Here is a 17,709-nt window from a genome sequence, read left to right on the forward strand (position 1 = left end):
ATTCACCGGCACCGAGGACTCCAGCCTCCAGACCTCCTTCGTCATCGACGACACCGCCGTCAACGTGAGCTGAGCACACGAGGGCCCTCGGTGGTCCCGTGAACCGTGGGGGCGGACCCGCGAGGTCCGCCCCCACGGCGCGCCCCCGTCGCCTCCCCGGTACGTGACGGCCCGCCCGACGTGTGCCCGGGGCACCTCCGCGACCCCTCCCGGCAGGCTCGCCAACTGCCGTGCCCGGACCGGAGGTTGGGTCCCTCGCGGCAGAACCGCCAGGTCACGGCCAGGCGCGGCCCGGCGAACCCGCCGTTCCCGATGCCTTGACGGGTGGGCGGGTTGGGGACAGGATGCCTGACGTCCCATTGGGATGTCCCTGCGTCCTCCAGTCCCTCAAGGATCCCGCCTGGATGCGCTCGGCATTCTGACAACGTTGTCAAAACGAGTGGAGGACGCGACCGCGGTACCCGGCCCGGCCGCACCCGGCCGCGGGTCGCACCGGTTGTGACCTGCGTCATTGAGCGGCGCCCCGCCCTGCTGAATGAATCGGGCGGGACGCCGGGCACCACCCCCGCGTCACACGCAGAAAGGCAGCACCGCATGAGAAGTGGTCCGGTCCGCCGCGCTCTCGCCAGATCCCTGCTGGCCACGGCGGTTTCCCTGGTCCTCACCGTGCCCGGGTCCGCCCTCGCGCGCGCCGCGTCCGCCGGACCGGACGACGGCGCCGCCGGTTTCAGCACGTCCTTCGAGTCCGGTGACACCCCGCCGACCTGGACCGGCGCCGCCGAGACCGACGCCCAGGGCAACCCGATGGTCTCCGGGGTGACCGCGGGCACCGTGCCCGTACTGCCCGGCAGCGTCAAGGACAAAATCACCGAAGTCACCGCCAGCAGTGACAATCCGCCCAATGAGACGGCGCCCAAGGCGGCCGACGAGGACCCGGCCACCAAGTGGCTCACCTTCGCCACCAGCGGCTGGCTGCGGTACCGGCTGAGCGAGGACGTCACCGTCACCAAGTACGCACTGACCTCCGCCAACGACTTCCCCGACCGCGACCCCGAGGACTTCAGGCTCCAGGGCTCGGCCGACGGCAGCGCCTGGACCACGGTCGACTCCCGCACCGGCCAGAAGTTCGGCGGCCGGTTCAAGTCCGACGTGTACGACGTCGCGAACCCCGGCGCGTACCGCTACTACCGGCTGGACATCACCGCCAACAGCGGCAACACCGGGTCCACGCAGTTGGCCGACCTGATCCTGTCGGACGGCTCGCCGGCGCCCACCCCCGTGCCCGGCATGACCGCCGAGATCGGCAGCGGCCCCTCCTCCGGCCCCGACGTCAAGCCCGACACCGGCTTCACCGGTCTGAAGGCGCTCCAGTACGCGGGCACGCACACCCGCTCCGGCGCCGTCCACGCCGTCGACAAGCTGTACGACGTGGCGATACCGGTCACCGCGGACACCCAGCTCTCGTACGAGATCTTCCCCGAGCTGACCGGCGGCGACCTGAAGTACCCCAGTACGTACGCCGCGATCGACCTGCACTTCACCGACGGCACCTACCTCAGCGGCCTGGCCGACCCGGCGCGGGACCAGAACGGCGTCCCCCTGACCGCCAGGGACCAGGGCACCTCGAAGATCCTCTATGCCTCGCAGTGGAACCGCGTCGTCGCGCGGCTCGGCGAGGCCGCCGCCGGCAAGACCGTCGACCGGATCCTGCTCTCCTACGACGACCCGGCCGGAAGCGCCGACCCGGGCGACACCACCCAGTTCAAGGGCTGGATCGACGACCTCGCCATCGGCGCCGCCCCCGCCCCGGACCGGTCGGCGAGCTTCGCCGACCACGTGGACACCCGGCGCGGCACCAACTCCTCCGGGTCCTTCTCGCGCGGCAACAACCTGCCGCTGACCGCGGTCCCCAACGGCTTCAACTTCTACACCCCGGTCACCGACGCGGGCTCGGCGAGCTGGGAGTACAGCTACGCCGCGCAGAACAACGCGGACAACCTGCCCACCCTGCAGGCGCTCGGCATCAGCCACGAACCGAGCCCCTGGATGGGCGACCGCGACCTGTTCCAGGTCATGCCGTCCGCGGCCACCGGCACGCCGAGCCTGGACCGCGACAAGCGGGCACTGCCGTATCTGCACTCGGACGAGGTGGCCCGGCCGCACTACTACGGCGTCACCTTCACCAACGGCATCAAGGCGGAGATCGCGCCCGCGGACCACTCGGCCGTCTTCCGCTTCACCTTCCCCGGCGACACCGGTGACCTGCTCTTCGACAACGTGACCAACGACGGCGGCCTCACCCTGGACGCCGCCCACGGCACCCTCGACGGCTACGCCGACTACCGCAGCGGCCTGTCCGCGGGTGCGAGCCGGATGTACGTGCACGCCGAGTTCGACCGCGCGCCGCAGACCGCCACCAAGGTCACCGGCGAGGGCCGCGACGACGTCACCGGCTACGCCCGGTTCGACACCAGCGGCGACAGGACCGTCACCATGCGGATCGCCACCTCGTTCATCAGCGCCGACCAGGCGAGGAAGAACCTGGACCAGGAGATCCCGGCCGGCACCTCGTTCGACGCGGTGAAGGACGGCGCCGAGCGGCAGTGGAACGCTCGGCTCGGCAAGGTCGAGGTCCAGGGTGCGAGCGAGGACCAGCTCACCACCCTTTACTCCGACCTGTACCGGATGAACCTCTACCCCAACTCCGCGTACGAGAACACCGGTACACCGGCCCACCCCGTCTACCGGTACGCCAGCCCGTTCTCCACGGCCGGCCCGAGCACCCCCACGCAGACCGGGGCCAAGATCGTCACCGGCAAGGTCTACGTCAACAACGGGTTCTGGGACACCTACCGCACCGAGTGGCCCGCCTACTCGCTGCTGGAGTCCAAGAAGGCCGGCGAGCTGGCCGACGGCTTCGTACAGCAGTACAAGGACGGCGGCTGGACCGCCCGCTGGTCCTCGCCGGGCTACGCCGACCTGATGACCGGCACCAGCTCCGACGTGGCCTTCGCCGACGCCTACGCCAAGGGCGTCACCGGCTTCGACGCCAAGGCCGCCTACGAGGCCGCGGTCAAGAACGCCACCGTGGTGCCGCCGGCCTCCGGCGTGGGCCGCAAGGGCCTGGCCACCTCGGAGTTCACCGGCTACACCAGCACCGGGACGGACGGCAGCGTCTCCTGGTCGCTCGACGGCTACGTCAACGACTACGGCATCGGCACCATGGCGGCCGGGCTGGCCAAGGACCCGAAGACCGCACCGGCCGACCGCCGGCGCTACGAAGAGGAGTCCGCGTACTTCCTCGGCCGTGCCCGGAACTACGTCAACCTCTGGAACAAGTCCGTCGGCTTCTTCGAGGGCCGGACCGCCGACGGCTCCTGGCGGGTGCCCGACAGCGATTTCGACCCGCGCACCTGGGGCTACGAATACACCGAGTCCAACGCCTGGAACTACGCCTTCACCGTGCCGCAGGACCCGGCCGGCCTCGCGTCGGTCTACGGCGGCAAGAAGGCCCTGGAAAGCAAGCTCGACACCTTCTTCGCCACCCCGGAGACCGCGGACGGCGACGCCGGATCGTACGGCGGCACCATCCACGAGATGATCGAGGCACGTGACGTGCGGATGGGCGAGCTGGGCCTGAGCAACCAGCCGTCGTTCGGCATCCCGTACATGTACGACTACGCGGGCGCGCCCGCCAAGACGCAAGGAATAGTGCGCGAGATCGAGCAGCGGCTGTTCACCGGCAGCTCGATCGGCCAGGGCTACCCCGGCGACGAGGACAACGGCGCCACCTCCACCTGGCAGGTCTTCGGCGCGCTCGGCTTCTACCCGCTGCAGGTCGGCAGCGACAACTACGTCATCGGCTCGCCGCTGTTCACCAAGGCGGTGATCCACCTGGACAACGGCAAGGACATCGTCGTCAATGCCCCGAACAACAGCCGGGCGAACGTCTACGTCCAGTCGCTGAAGGTGAACGGCGAGAACTGGGACAAGGTCTACCTGACCCAGCGGCAGCTCTCCCACGGCGCCCGGCTCGACTTCACCATGGGCCCGAAGCCCTCGGCGTGGGGCAGCGGCAAGAACGCCCTGCCGGTGTCGCTGACGCCCGCCGGCCAGGCGCCGCGGCCGCTCGCGGACACCACGGGCCCGGGCCTGGGCACCGCCAAGGCGACGGGGGACACCGACGCGAGCGCGCTGTTCGACAACACCTCCGACACCCGGGTCACCTTCCCGACCGCCACGCCCGAGATCACCTGGACCTACGGCGGATCCGGGCACAAGGTCACCTTCTACACGCTGACCTCGGGCACCACCGCGGGCCAGGACCCGACGGCCTGGCAACTCCAGGGCTCGGCCGACGGCACTCACTGGACGACCCTGGACACCCGCACCGGCCAGTCCTTCGCCGACCGGCTGCGGACCAGGCCGTTCCGGATCGCGCACCCCGGCACGTACTCCTCGTACCGCCTGGTGGTGACCGCCGGCGGCGACTCGGCCACCTCACTGGCGGAGGTGGAGCTGCTGAGCTGACGACCGGGCCGGCGGCAGCGGGGGCGGGGCGTCATGGGGGCGCCCCGCCCCCTCGCCGGCTCGTCGGCTCCTCGGGACCGGTTCCTCGGGACCGGTTCCTCGGGACCGGCGCGTCGGGACCGGCCGGTCGGGACCCGTCAGGACAGGAAGCCCATATGGACGTGGTCGTGGTGGGTGGCGTCGGAGAAGAACTGATCGCCGGGACCGGACAGCGGGACCGGGCCGCCCACGTTGTACGAGCCGGCCGCCGCGGCCGCGCGCATGAAGGCGGCGATCAGGGAACGCGGGGTCGCCGGGTCCACCACCTGGCGGCCGTCGATCCGCCAGACGTCGAAGGCCCGGCCGCGCGGATGGTCGCTGGGCCGGGTGGTGCCGAACACGTCCAGCGGATGGCCCGAGCGGACCACACTGACCGACATCCGGTAGGTCCCCGCGAGGACGGTCATCGCGCGCAGCACGCTGTCGTGCACCCGGCCGCTGCGCACGTCGGCGACCGAGGCGGGAGGCAACTGGATCCGGGAGTCGCCCAGCACCGCGCGGGCCAGGGCGCCGGGGGCGACCGGCGGTCCGGGGACCGCCGGGTGCAGCGCGGTGACCTGCCAGCCGCCGGCGCCGCGGACCAGCCGGACGTCCACGGTGGTGCCGCCGTGCCCGATCGTGCCACCGGTCCTGGTGGTCTGCGCGCAGACCACCAGGACGCTCGCGGAGCCGCTGAGGAGGCCGCCGTACTGGGCGTCGATCACCTGGACCACCGCCTCGTCCGCGGCCGGCGCCAGCGAACCGGTCTGCCGGGCGAGCCGGGCGGCCCGCGCGGCCGGGACGCCCAGCGCGGTCAACCGGGCGGCGGCGTGCGCGGGACCGGCCTGCCCGGGCCGCCACGTGCCCAGGGCCTCCACCGCCTCGACCGCGGCGAGCTTGGCCGCGGGCTGGAGCTCTCCCGGGCCCGGCCTCCACGGCGCGGCGGCCGGCAGCGGGGGGAGAGGACCGCTCGACGGGCGGCCGGCGGGGGAGTGTGTCGCCGGGGACGCCGTCGGCGCCGGGTGCGTGCCGCCGCCCGAGCAGCCCGCGCAGCACAGCGCCGCGCCCAGCAGCAGGGTCCGACGGCCGACCGTACCGGACGGGCCGTCACCGGGCGCCGGACGGCCGCGGTCGTGGCCGCGGCCGTGACCACCGTCCTGACCACCGCCGTGACCAGGGCCCCGATCGGCCGGGCGGTCACCGTGGCGGTCGGCGGGAGCCGGACGATCGCCGAAGGCCCGATGCCGTTGCCGTGCCATGGCGACTCCAGGGACGAAGGGCGTGCGGTGGTGCGGTCGTGCGGTGGTGCGGCCGTGCCCAGTATCGGCCGGTACGCCCCGCACGGCGTTCCGGCAGGCCGGGCCGGGCCGGGTGGACGGGCCGGGCGGGACCATAAAGTTCTACTGTCAATCACCTTGGTGCCGCAGGCCACCGTGTGCGGAGGTGCGATGCTCGAAGTCCTGGGCCTGGACCGCCCGGCTGAAGTCCTCTACTTCACGCTGGTCGACAACCCCCCGATGCCCGTCGACGACCTGTGCCGGCGTACCGGCCTCGACCCCGACGAGGCGGGCGGCGCCCTGGTACGCCTGGAGGACGGCGGGCTGATATCCCGGCTGCCCGGCAGCCCGTCGTGCTGGACCGCCCTGCCGCCCGAGCACGCGCTGGAGGTGCTGCTGCTGGCCCGGGAACGGGACATCCACCGGGCGCGCGCGCTCGCCAACCGGCTCACCGAACGGCACCGCGAGGCCCGCCGGGGCCGTGACTCCGCCGCGCTGATCGAGGTCATCAGCGGCCGGGACGGCGTGGCGCGCTGCGGCCAGCAGCTCTTCAGCCGCGCCGAGCGGGAGATCCGCGGCATCGACGCGCCCCCCTACGCCCAGGCGAGCGACGGCGAACGGGTCAACTCCGCCAGCGTGGTGGCCGGCCGGAACGTGCGCAGCCGGTTCATCCACGCCCGCGACACCCTCAGCATGCCGGGCACCATCGAACGCGTCGAGGCGGACATCGCGGCCGGCGAGGACGTCCGGTTCCTGCCCGAGGCGCCCATGAAGCTGATCATCGCCGACGACCAGGCCGCCCTGATCCCGCTGCTGGCCACACCGCAGGTGCTGGACGCCTGCATCCTGGTGCACCCCTCCGCCCTGCTGGACGCGCTGTCCACCCTCTTCGAGTCGCTGTGGAGCCAGGCCCAGCCCTACATGCCGGGCCGGACCGCGCCGGTCGGTCCCGGCGAGTTCGTCAACGAGGAGGAACGGCGCATCATCTCGCTGCTGGCGATGGGCCTGCCGGACGAGGCGATCGCCCGCCAGCTCGGCATGGGGCTGCGCACCGTCCAGCGCCGCGTACAGGCCCTGCTCGGCCGGCTCGGCGCGGCGAGCCGCTTCCAGGCGGGAGTGCTGCTCGCCGGCCGCGGTTGGTGGCACCCCGAGGAGGACGGCGCGGGCCGCGGCACGGCGGGCTGACCCCGCCGCTGCCGCCCGCGGCCGGCGGGACGGCGGGCGGCGGGGCACCGGGGGCGGGCCGGCGAAGCAGCCGGCCCGCCCCCGGGTCACGCACGGCCCGCGGCCGCGGTCAGTGCCGTACGGGCGGCTCCACCCACAGGGTCACCGGTAGCCCCACCGGGCCGTACGGTGTGTCGCCGTCCAGCGTCAGCTCCGCCCGGTGCGCACCCGCGTCGGCCGCGGTCATGGCCCGCGCGTCGAGAGTGACCCGGACCGTGACGGTGGCGTGGGCCGGCACGGTGAGCCGCCGGGTCCGCTCGGTCAGCCACGGCACGTCGCCGGACGACCGGTCGTAGCCGGGCAGTTCGTACACCGCCGACTGCGGGACGCCGTAGGCGTTCGAGCCGCCGACGGTGAACCAGCCGGGCGCGGACTGGGCGCCCAGCACCGGCTGCGGCAGGGCGGGAAGCGCCGACCAGGTGTCGCCGTCCGGGTGGTAGGCGAACGCCTGGGCGGTCATCGTGCCCGAACCGATCTGCTGGCCGCCGGCCACCAGGAGCGAGTCGTCCGCCGCCGTACCGGTCGCGCCCCAGAAGTCCGCGGGGGCGTCCGCGACGCGGCGCCACGCACCGGCCGCGGTGTCCAGTACGTAGGTGTGGGCGGTGTCCTTGGGTGCGGCCCCCTGCGGCTGGTACGCGCCGCCCGCGCAGGTGATCGAGCCCGCAACGGTGCCGCACACCGTGAACGAGACCGGTTCCGGGTACTGCGGGCCCGCCGACCAGGTGTCGGTCGCCGGGTCGTAGACCTGGACCGAGCTGTAGCCGCAGCCGGCGAAGTCGCAGCCGCCGATCACGTACAGCCGGTCGCCCACGACCGCGGCGCCCGAGGCGCCGAAGCCGCGCGGCGCGTCGGCGATCTGCGACCAGGTGGCGGTGGCGGGGTCGAAGACCTCGCCACCGGTGATGGGCGCGCCAGAGGCGTCGCGGCCGCCGGTGACGTACAGCTTGCCGCGGATGACGCCGTAGGCCGGGTAGACGCGGCGCGTCGCCGGGCCCGGCCGGCTGCGCCAGGTGGCGGTCGCCGGGTCGTAGGAGCGGAAGGCGTTGCTCCACACACCACCGGGCTCCTCGCCCAGGCCCTCGTAGAGGGTGCCGTCGAGCACCGCCGCGATCCCGCCGAAGGAACCGGTGGGCAGGTCCGCCAGTGGCGACCAGGCCGGATCCGCCGCCGGATCGGCGCCCGGCGCCGGCGTGTCCGCCGAACGGGTGTCCGCCGGCCGGGCCGCGGTGGCGGACGTGAGCAGGTCCTGCGGGGTCACCGTCGAGGGCACCCGCCGAGCCGCGGCGCCGGGGCCGGCGGCCGGCGCCGTACCCAGGTCGTGCTCGCCGAGGGAGAAGGACGCGGGCGACCCGCCGGTGTTGCGGATCCGCACCGTCACCGTCCGGCTGCGGCCCGCCGGTACCTTCGCGGTCAGCGCGGAGGCGCCGAAGGACAGCCGGGCCGGGTGCAGGACGAAGTCGGCCCGGGTGGTGGCGTTCGCCCGCACCTTCACGGCCTCGGTCTCCGGCGGAAAGCCGAAGCCGGGCAGGCCCGCGGTGAAGCGCTGCTTGCCGGTGCGGCCGGAGAAGACCGCGTACAGGCCCTTGGCCGCGGCCGGGTCACCGGGCGCGGCCACCACGCGGCCGCTGTCGGCGGGCACCGCGTCGGCCGCGACCGTCGCGCCGAGCACGCCGGCACCGGTGTTGGCGTCCGTGACCGTGCCGACCAGCAGCCCTCCGGGCCGGGTCACCAGGGTCGGGGCGCCGACCGCCACGTTGTCGATCTCCCAGACGCCGGTGAGGGAGCCGGCGAAGTGGAAGCGCAGCCGCACGTGCGGTGCGTCGGCGTAGGCCCTCAGCGGCACGGTCTCGTGCGCCGGGCCGGGCACCACGTCCGTGTGGTGCCACACGGTGGTCCAGGTCGCGCCGCCGTCCGTGCTGACGTCCACGTCGGCGGTCGGGTCGTCGAGCCGGTACGTCGCGGGCAGCGCGGTGTCGAACTGCAGTTGCGGGTCGCTCACCCCGGTGAAGTCGTAGGAGGGGCTGAGCAGTTCGGTGTCGGCCGGGGCCCAGCCGAGCGCGTAGTCGTCCACTTGCGCGAACCGGCCGGAGCCACCGGTCTGGTTGCCGCGGTTGAGCGGGTCGTCGAAGTTCCAGCCGCCGGCGGAGGTGTTGTTCCGCACCGTCCACCCGTCGGGCGCCGAGGCGGCCGCGAAGGACTCCAGGCCGCCACCCCTGTACCGCGTCTCGTAGCCGGGCGGGAGCGCTCCCGACGTGCTCAGCGGGAGGGTGAGGTCGCCGGTCACCGGCGAGCCGCCGACGGTGACGGTCGTGGTGCCCTGCCCGTAGCCCGCCCACAGCGCGGTGGCGTGCACGGTGTACGTGCGGCCCCGGGGGACCCTCACCGTGTACCGGCCGGTCGCCGGGTCGGTGTACACCGTGCCGGGCACGCCTTCCAGGGTGATCCGGGCGTACAGGCCCCAGCCGTGACCGCCGCCGTCGCGCACGGTGCCGGAGACGGTCTGCGAGGGCACCGCGGTCAGTGCGGCGTTCTCGGTGAGGCCGGCGCCGTCGGCCACCCGCACGGTACCCAGGTCCAGGTCGCCGTAGCCGAAGGCGGTGACCTTCATGTCGTACGAACCGGCGGGCACGTCGAGGCGGTAGCCGCCCTTCGCGTCGGAGGTGGCCGTATGGCCGTCCAGGCTCACCGTGGCGCCGGCCACCGGGCCGTGCGTGGCCGCGTCGGTGACGGTACCGGTGACGGTGCCGTGCGGGCCGGCCCGGAAGGCGGCGGTGCCGTCCGGGGTGCCGAGGCCGGTGGGGCCGTCGTAGCCGGGCCGGGCCGCGCAGGTCCACAGCGGGGCGCAGTCGGGCGTGGTGCCGTAACCGCACAGCGAGCGGTCGGCGCAGCTCGCGTCGTCGCCCTGCGTCACGTCGTTCAGCGCGCCCGCCGCGTGGTACGGGTACGCGGCCGGGTAGCTGCCGGTGACCGGGGAGCCGGCCAGGGCGTAGACGGAGGCGATGATCGGCGCCGAGGCGCTGGTGCCGCCGTAGACGTTCCAGCCTCCGTCGGAGAAGGAGTTGTAGACCGCGACACCGGTCGCGGGGTCGGCCACGGCGCTCACGTCGGCGACCGAGCGGCCGGAGCAGTCCACCGCCGACTGGAAGTCGGGCCGGGGTTCGATCGTGGAGCAGCCGGAACCGGGCGCGCCCCAGTGCCGGCCGCCGGTGCCGTCGGTGGTGATGCCGTTCCACACCGACTCGTTCCAGCCGCGGGTGCTGCCGTCGCGGACCAGCGAGGTGCCGCCGACCGAGGTCACGTACGGCGAGGAGGCCGGGTAGCTGACGCCGTATCCGCCGTCACCGGAACTGAACACCACCGCGACGCCCGGGTGGTTGAAGTAGCTCTCGTCGTAGGCGAGGTCGGCCGGGTCGTCGCCGTAGGAGCCCCAGGAGTTGGAGACGTAGCGGGCGCCCATCGCGACCGCGGTGTTCTCGGCGGCGCCCAGGGAGTCCGACAGCGACTGGTCGGCCTCCACCAGCAGTATGTGCGCTTTGGGGGCGATCGCGGAGACCATGTCGAGGTCGAGGGATATCTCGCCGGCCCACCCGTCGTCGGCGATCGGGTAGTCGGTGCCGCCGCGCTGGTCGACCTTCGTGAAGCAGCCGTTCGCGGTGGTGCACTCCGGCAGACCGTACTGGGCCCGGTACACGGCCAGGTCGGCCTCGGCGCCGGGGTCGTCGAAGGCGTCCACCACGGCGATGGTGGCGCCCTCACCGCCGTCGGCCGGCAGGTTGTAGGCGGACCGCAGGTCGACGGGGGAGTAGCCGGCCGGGGCGGCCGCCCGACCGGCCGTCAGCCGTCGCACGCCGAGCGTGGGGCGCGTGTCGGTGCGGCGCATGGCGAAGCACCCGAAGTGACCCGGCGCCGGGGTGCCGCAGGCGGGTGCGGCGGCGACCGGCGCCGAGGGGGAGCCGGCGGTGGTCGCGGCGGCGACGGCCTGCTGGGGCAGGAGCACCGCGAGCGCAGCCAGCACGGCCAGTACGGCGGCCGTGGCGGTGCTCGCCGCGGTGCGGTTGCGTCGCCTCGTGAGTGGTTGCGGGAAGAAGCGTCTCGTTCCGGGCAAGGGTGGCTCCAGTCGTACGGGACAGTGCCCGCCCGCCGCCGGTGGGCCGCGGCTGCGTCGTCGCAACCGCGCGCGGTCCCGACGGCGGTCTGTGGAAGGGCTGTTGACCAGCACAAAGGTCCAACCGCGCGCCCGGAGTGGTCAATGCGGGACCCTGGCGGTTTGCCGCCGTGACGTGTTAACGCCTGCGACACACGGGACCTGACGGGTGGTCGGCTCGCGGTGTCGGCGGACGCTCGGCCGCACCGCAATCCGGCGGAAACCCTCACAGTCGCCCACGGCGGCGCACCGGTGGACGCAAGTAGCGGCGCCGCGGCACGGCGCGACGGGGTGGGCCGACCGGGATCGGCCCACCCCCCCTCGTGCCCACCCCCCTCGTGCCCACCCTCCTCGCCCGCACGGACCGCGGGCGAGCCAGGCCACATGGACCGGAGTGGACCTTCACCGCCCGTCCGGCCGGGCCGTAGCGTCGGGCCGTCGCGCATCCGCCCGACCCGTACACCCGCAGGAAGGGACACGCCGCCGTGATCGTGATCGCCCACCTCAGTGACGTCCACGTCGACACCGGGCCGCGCAGCGCGGCGCGCACCCGCGCGGTCATGGCGTACCTGGAGGATGTCGAATGGGACCTGGACGCCGTCCTGGTCACCGGGGACATCGCCGACCACGCGCTGCCCGAGGAGTACGAGCGGGCCCGCGAGCTGCTGGCCTCCCGCCACCCCGTGCTCGCCTGCCCGGGCAACCACGACGACCGCGCGGCGTTCCGGGAGCACCTGCTCGGGCAGCCCGCGTCGCGGGCGCCGGTCGACCAGGTGTACCGCGGCGCCGGGTTCACCGTGGCGCTGTGCGACTCCTCCGTGCCGGGCAAGGACGAGGGCGCGCTGGAGGAGGGGACGCTGGCCTGGCTGGAGGGGGTGCTGGCGGCCGCGCCCGAGGGCGAGCCGGTGCTGGTCGGCTTCCACCACCCGCCCGCCGTGCTGCACATTCCCTTCGTGGACGGCATCCGCCAGTTCGGCGAGCGGGCGCTGGCCGAACTGGCCGCGCGCCACCCGGTACTGACCGCCTTCGTGTGCGGCCACGCGCACACCGCCGCCGTCACCACGTTCGCGGGGCGCCCGCTGCTGGTGGCTCCCGGCGTGGTCTCCACGACCAAACTGCCCTGGGAGCGGCGCGCCCACGACAACGACCTCGTCCATCTCGACGAGCCCCCGGCACTTGCCTTCCACGTCCTGGACGACGAAGGCCGGGTGACCACCCATTACCGGGTGGTGGCCGCGCGCTCCTGACGGACCCGGGGCGAGACCTGACGGTCCCGCCCCGGGGAAAGGACCCGCGGCGGGACCGCCCCGGCACGGGACCGCCCCGGCACGGGAACGGCCCGGGTCCCGCCGATCGCCGTCGGCGGGACCCGGGCCACCGGTGGCCGGGCCGGGCCATGGCTCACCGGGCACGGCTCACCGGTCACGGACCGACGGCCACCGGCCGCCGGTCACCGGCCCCGGACTACTGGATTCCCGCGGCCTTGCAGGGCTGCGCGAACTCGGCGGCGCACAGCTGCGCGGTGGTGTAGAGGCCGTCCTTGAGGACCGTGTCCTTGATGTTCGCCTTCGTCACCGACGCGGGCGTCAGGAGCTTGGAGGGAACCTTGTCGCCCGAGCCGCTGGTGAGGGTCGTGGAGGTGACGGACGTGACGTCCTTGCCCTGCAGCAGGCCGACCGCGATCTCGGCGGTGGCGTCGGCCTCCGGCTTGTAGGCCTTGTAGATCGTGGACGTCTGCGCGCCCACCAGGATCCGCTGGAGCGCGGCCAGGTCCGCGTCCTGGCCGGTCAGCGGCACGCTGACACCCGCGCCCTTCAGGGCGGTGGCGATACCGCCGGCCATCGTGTCGTTGGCCGAGTACACGCCGGTGATGTTGTTCCTGCCGAGCTGGGTGAGCGCGGCGGTCATCTTCTGGTTGGCGACCGTGTCCTTCCACAGGCCGGTCTGCTCGTAGGCGATGTCGACCTTGCCGTCGAGGATCTTGTGCGCGCCGGCCTTGAACTCGGCGGCGTTCGGGTCGGCCGGGTCGCCGTCGATCATCACGATCTTGGACTTCGGGGTGGCCTTGGAGCCCATCGCGTCCAGCAGGGCCTGGCCCTGCAGCTCGCCGACCTTCTCGTTGTCGTAGGAGACGTAGGCCGAGACCGGGCCCTGCGCGAGGCGGTCGTAGGCGACGACCTTGATGCCCTTGGCGACGGCCGCCTGCACCGACGACTTGATGCCGACGGAGTCCTGCGCGTCCAGGATCAGGACCTTCACACCCTTGGTGATCATGGTGTTGACCTGCTGCGCCTGCTTGGACGGGTCACCGGCGGCGTTGTCGTACTGGACCGTGCAGTCCGGGCACAGCTCCTTGACCTTGGCCTCGATCAGCGGCCGGTCGAACCGCTCGTACCGGGCGGTGACGGTGTCCGGCAGCAGCAGCCCGATGGTCTTGCCGCCCGAGCTGGAGCCGGAGCTCGCACTCGCGGAGTCGTCGGAACTCTTGTGACCCGCCTTGCCGCACGCGGCCATGGTGAGCGTCAGGGACACCACGGCGGTTCCGACAAGCACTCCGCGCCTGAACCCGTTCATCGAACATCGCCTCCTGGACACAGGGCCACCACACCGCGACCCCAGGTGCGGTGAGTCAACAGGTCAGCGGGACGGCTCGTCAAGAAGTGAACATCAATTCGCCCCGGACGGGGGCGAACTGCCTGCGGCGGACCGTGGGCGCGCTCCCACCCGCCGGCCGCGAGCGGCTTCCACGGCGTCGGCGCCAACATGTGAACTTCCCGCTCGGGCACCCGCCCGGCCTTTTGCCCGAACTTGGAGAAAGCCTGGCCGGGCGGGTCGACCGGCCGCCGGCCCCGGCCCCGCGGTTCCGGCTCGGCGGCCCCGGCCCCGGCCCGGCCCCGCTCACTCCGCGATGCCGCGCGTGAGCAGTACGACCGTCACGAAGGTGCGGTACAGGCGGATCGGGTCGGAGTCGGTGATGGTCACCGCGACCGGGTCGGCCGGGTCCTGCTCCACCCCGCCGACCCAGGTGGCCATCTCCGCCAGGTCGGGATTGCGCATCCGTACCGTGAGGGTGGCCGGCAGTTCGATACGGGGCAGGGCCGCGTCCGGCAGCGACTCCACCGCCCTGCGCGCGGCGTCGCGGATCACCTCGCGCGCCTCGTGCGGGTGGAGGCTGTCGGCCGCGAACCGCGACACCGAGGACTTGACCACCGCGGGCACGGCGCCCGGGCAGAACGGCTCGGCCTCGGCGGCCGTCGTCGCGTCCCCGGTGACCAGCAGCACCGGTACCCCGTACCCCAGCGCCACCAGCGCGTTGATGCCGCTCTCGCCCGCGAGCACGCCGCCGAGCCGCACCTCGGCGATGGCCAGCGGGTTGTAGGTGTGCGAGAGCGTGGCGCGCGGGCCGGACATCGAGCCGTGGTAGGAGACGAAGAAGACGCCGTCGAAGGAGGCGTCCAGGCCCTGCATCATGTACATCGGCTTGTGCCGGCCCGCCAGGTAGCGGGCCCGGCCGGCCAGCGCGTCGGGGCGCAGGTTGGACATCGTCGAATGCGAGTCGTTCACCAGGAACTCGCTCGCGCCGCCGGCCATCGCGCCCTCGATGGCGGCGTTGACCTCCTCCTGCAGCAGCGTGCGGTAGTACGTGTACTCCGGCTGGCCGGGGCGGCACTGCGACCAGTCCACCACGCCCGCCGTGCCCTCCATGTCGGAGGAGACGAAGATCTTCACCGGAGGTCTCCCTTCGCGGCCCGGTTCGCCCGGTTCACCCGTTCCGTCCGCTTCCCGGCGGCGGGGCGGGCACTCACAGCACCACCCGGGGGCGGAACTCCGGTTGCGTGGACGCCTCGGTCATCAGGACGTAGACGCTGCCCTCCTGGCCGGCCGCGCCGCCGTGCCGCCCGTCCGGGGTGAGCGCCAGCGCCCGCAGCTCCGAGCGGAACTCGTCGGGCAGCGTGGCCGCGTCGGCGAGCGCGGCCCGGCACGCCTCGGCCGGCTCGTGCCCCGCCGCCATCAGGTCGACGACGGTACGGGCGGTGCCGCCGCGCATGCTCAGCTCGCCGCGGCCGGTGCACGCGGCGCCGCCGGCCCGCAGGTCGCACCAGTTGCCGGCGCCGGGCAGCGCCGAATCGCCCACCCGCCCCGGGTACTTGTACGGGAAGCCGGAGGTGGACACGCCCACGCACATCTCACCCGAGGAGTCGAGGGCGATGATGTTGATGGTGCCCCAGGGCCCGTCGTGCGGGGCGAGCCGGCGGATCAGGGCGAGCGCGCTCTCGCGGTAGCGCCGGTCGCCCTCGCTCGCCGCGGTGTTCTCGCCCTCCACCGCCTCGCGCGAGTCGGCGACCTGCTCCCGCCACTGCTCACGGGAGGCGTCGGTGAGCAGGTCGGCCGTGGTGAACCCGCACTCCTCGGCGAACAGCGCCGCGCCCTGCCCGACCAGCAGGCCGTGCTGCGGCAGCCGCTCCAGGACCGCGCGGGCCACCGAGATGGGGTTCGGGTAGTCGCGCAGCGCGGCGACCGCGCCGAACTGCCGCCCGGAACCCAGCATCAGCGAGGCGTCCAGTTCCACCACGCCCTGCGCGTTGGGCAGTCCGGCCGTCCCCACGTAGTGGTCGGCGGGGTTGTCCTCGCAGCGCCGCATCGCCGCCTCCACGGCGTCCAGCGCCGAGCCGCCGCGCCGCAGGATCTCCATCCCGGCCGGCAGCCCCACGTCGCTGCGTTCACTCCCGATGATCAGCGCGTCCGCCATGGTCCTCCTGTCCGATCCGGCGCCCGCCCGGCCGCGGGCGGCCCGCCTCGCCGCGCCCGCTGTCCGGACCCGACTGTCCGATCTGCGGATACGGTTACGGTGACGCAGTCTGGCACCCGCCCCCCGCCTGCGCATAGCCCCTTCCGGAGACGCCGAAAGGGGCGCCCCGGCCCGTTTCCGGCACCGGGGCGCCCCGCGAGGAGGAGCGCGCGGGAAGGGCGGGGTTCAGTCCACCTCCACCCAGTTCAGGGTGCGTTCCACGGCCTTCTGCCAGCCCGCGTGGCCGGCCTCCCGCCGCTCCTGCGACCACTGCGGCTCCCAGCGGCGCGACTCGTGCCAGTGCTCGCGCAGCTCGTCGGTGTCGCGCCAGAAGCCGACCGCGAGACCCGCCGCGTACGCGGCGCCCAGCGCCGTGGTCTCGGCGACCACCGGGCGGCTGACGGGCACGCCCAGCACGTCGGCCTGCGTCTGCATGCACAGGTCGTTGGCCGTGACGCCGCCGTCCACCTTGAGCACGTCCAGGTGGACACCGGAGTCCTGCTCCATCGCGTCCACCACGTCCCGGCTCTGGTAGCAGATCGACTCCAGCGTCGCCCGCGCCAGGTGGCCGTTGGTGTGGAAGCGGGACAGGCCGACGATCGCGCCGCGCGCGTCGGAGCGCCAGTACGGGGCGAACAGCCCGGAGAAGGCCGGCACGAAGTAGATGCCGTCACTGCCCTCGACGGTCTTGGCCAGCCGCTCGCTCTCGGCCGCGTCCGTGATGACGTGCATCTGGTCGCGCAGCCACTGCACCGCCGCGCCGGTCACGGCGATCGAGCCCTCCAGCGCGTAGACCGCGGGCGCGTCACCGAACTTGTAGGCGACCGTGGTGATCAGGCCGTGCTCCGAACGAACCGCCTCCGTACCGGTGTTGAGCAGCAGGAAGTTGCCGGTGCCGTAGGTGTTCTTGGCCTCGCCGACGGCGAAGCACACCTGGCCGACGGTGGCCGCCTGCTGGTCGCCGAGCACACCGGCGATCGGCACCTCGGTACGGGTGGGCCGCGTGGTGCGGGTCACCCCGAACGCCTCCGGGTGCGAGGAGGGGTGGATGGTCGGCAGCATCGCCCGCGGGATGCCGAAGATCTCCAGCAGCTCGTCGTCCCAGTCCAGCGTCTCCAGGTCCATCAGCATGGTGCGGCTGGCGTTGGTGACGTCGGTGGCGTGGATGCCGCCGTTGGGGCCGCCGGTGAGGTTCCACAGCACCCAGGAGTCCGTGGTGCCGAACACCGCGTTGCCCTGCTCGGCGGCCTCCCGCAGGCCGTCGACGTTCTCCAGCATCCACTTGATCTTGCCGCCGGAGAAGTACGTGGCGGGCGGCAGGCCGGCCCGGCGCCTGATCAGGTCGCCGTGCCCGTCCCGCTCCAGGGCCGAGGCGATCCGGTCGGTCCTGGTGTCCTGCCAGACGATGGCGTTGCCGTACGGCTGGCCGGTGCGCGGGTCCCACACGACGGTGGTCTCGCGCTGGTTGGTGATGCCGATGGCCGCGAGGTCGGACGCGGAGATGCCCGCGGAGCGGATCGCGTTCTGGATAGCGACGTTGGTCCGCTCCCAGATCTCCACCGGGTCGTGCTCCACCCAGCCGGGGCGCGGCAGGTACTGCGTGTGCTCCAGCTGGTGTTTCGCCACCTCGTTGCCGTCGTGGTCGAAGATCATGAAACGGCTGCTGGTGGTCCCCTGGTCCACCGCGCCGACGAAGTCCGCCATGGCTGTGCTGCCTCTCGTGGGGG

At 73.4% G+C, this 17,709-nt stretch carries 9 protein-coding genes; 3 read left to right on the top strand and 6 right to left on the bottom strand.

What is annotated here, in order from left to right:
- Positions 1-594 precede the first annotated feature (594 nt).
- A complete protein-coding gene (locus tag K7G61_RS11200; RefSeq protein ID WP_225846591.1) occupies positions 595-4,530 on the top strand; it encodes a GH92 family glycosyl hydrolase in 3,936 nt (1,311 codons plus the stop codon).
- Between the two features lie 137 nt (positions 4,531-4,667).
- On the opposite strand, the gene K7G61_RS11205 is transcribed toward K7G61_RS11200, so the two are convergent.
- Positions 4,668-5,807, bottom strand: coding sequence for a hypothetical protein (locus tag K7G61_RS11205; protein WP_225846592.1), 1,140 nt, complete (start codon positions 5,805-5,807; stop codon positions 4,668-4,670).
- A gap of 189 nt (positions 5,808-5,996) precedes the next feature.
- Here K7G61_RS11205 and K7G61_RS11210 point away from each other — a divergent pair, with 189 nt between their 5' ends.
- Positions 5,997-7,010, top strand: coding sequence for a LuxR family transcriptional regulator (locus K7G61_RS11210; protein WP_225846593.1), 1,014 nt, complete (start codon positions 5,997-5,999; stop codon positions 7,008-7,010).
- Positions 7,011-7,119: 109 nt separating this feature from the next.
- Here K7G61_RS11210 and K7G61_RS11215 read toward each other — a convergent pair whose 3' ends face one another.
- Positions 7,120-11,154, bottom strand: coding sequence for a carboxypeptidase regulatory-like domain-containing protein (locus tag K7G61_RS11215; protein ID WP_225846594.1), 4,035 nt, complete (start codon positions 11,152-11,154; stop codon positions 7,120-7,122).
- 524 nt (positions 11,155-11,678) lie between these two features.
- Between K7G61_RS11215 and K7G61_RS11220 the strand changes: the two genes are divergently transcribed.
- The gene (locus K7G61_RS11220) at positions 11,679-12,440 is read left to right on the top strand and encodes a metallophosphoesterase (protein ID WP_225846595.1); all 762 of its coding nucleotides are present in this window, start codon (positions 11,679-11,681) and stop codon (positions 12,438-12,440) included.
- A gap of 217 nt (positions 12,441-12,657) precedes the next feature.
- Here K7G61_RS11220 and K7G61_RS11225 read toward each other — a convergent pair whose 3' ends face one another.
- The 4 genes from K7G61_RS11225 to glpK form a co-directional block, all read right to left on the bottom strand.
- Positions 12,658-13,767, bottom strand: coding sequence for a sugar ABC transporter substrate-binding protein (locus K7G61_RS11225; protein ID WP_225846596.1), 1,110 nt, complete (start codon positions 13,765-13,767; stop codon positions 12,658-12,660).
- A gap of 324 nt (positions 13,768-14,091) precedes the next feature.
- Positions 14,092-14,922: a M55 family metallopeptidase gene (locus tag K7G61_RS11230; RefSeq protein WP_225846597.1), complete on the bottom strand. Its 831-nt coding sequence runs from the start codon at positions 14,920-14,922 to the stop codon at positions 14,092-14,094.
- Positions 14,923-14,995: 73 nt separating this feature from the next.
- Complete coding sequence (locus K7G61_RS11235) at positions 14,996-15,943, bottom strand: N(4)-(beta-N-acetylglucosaminyl)-L-asparaginase (RefSeq protein ID WP_225846598.1); 948 nt, start codon at positions 15,941-15,943, stop codon at positions 14,996-14,998.
- A 225-nt stretch (positions 15,944-16,168) separates the two neighbouring features.
- Positions 16,169-17,686 carry a glycerol kinase GlpK gene (glpK, locus tag K7G61_RS11240; protein WP_225846599.1) on the bottom strand — a complete coding sequence of 506 codons (1,518 nt, stop codon included), beginning with the start codon at positions 17,684-17,686 and terminating at the stop codon, positions 16,169-16,171.
- Positions 17,687-17,709: the final 23 nt, after the last annotated feature.

It is taken from the genome of Streptomyces sp. HPF1205, assembly GCF_020400825.1.
Classification (GTDB): Bacteria; Actinomycetota; Actinomycetes; order Streptomycetales; family Streptomycetaceae; genus Actinacidiphila.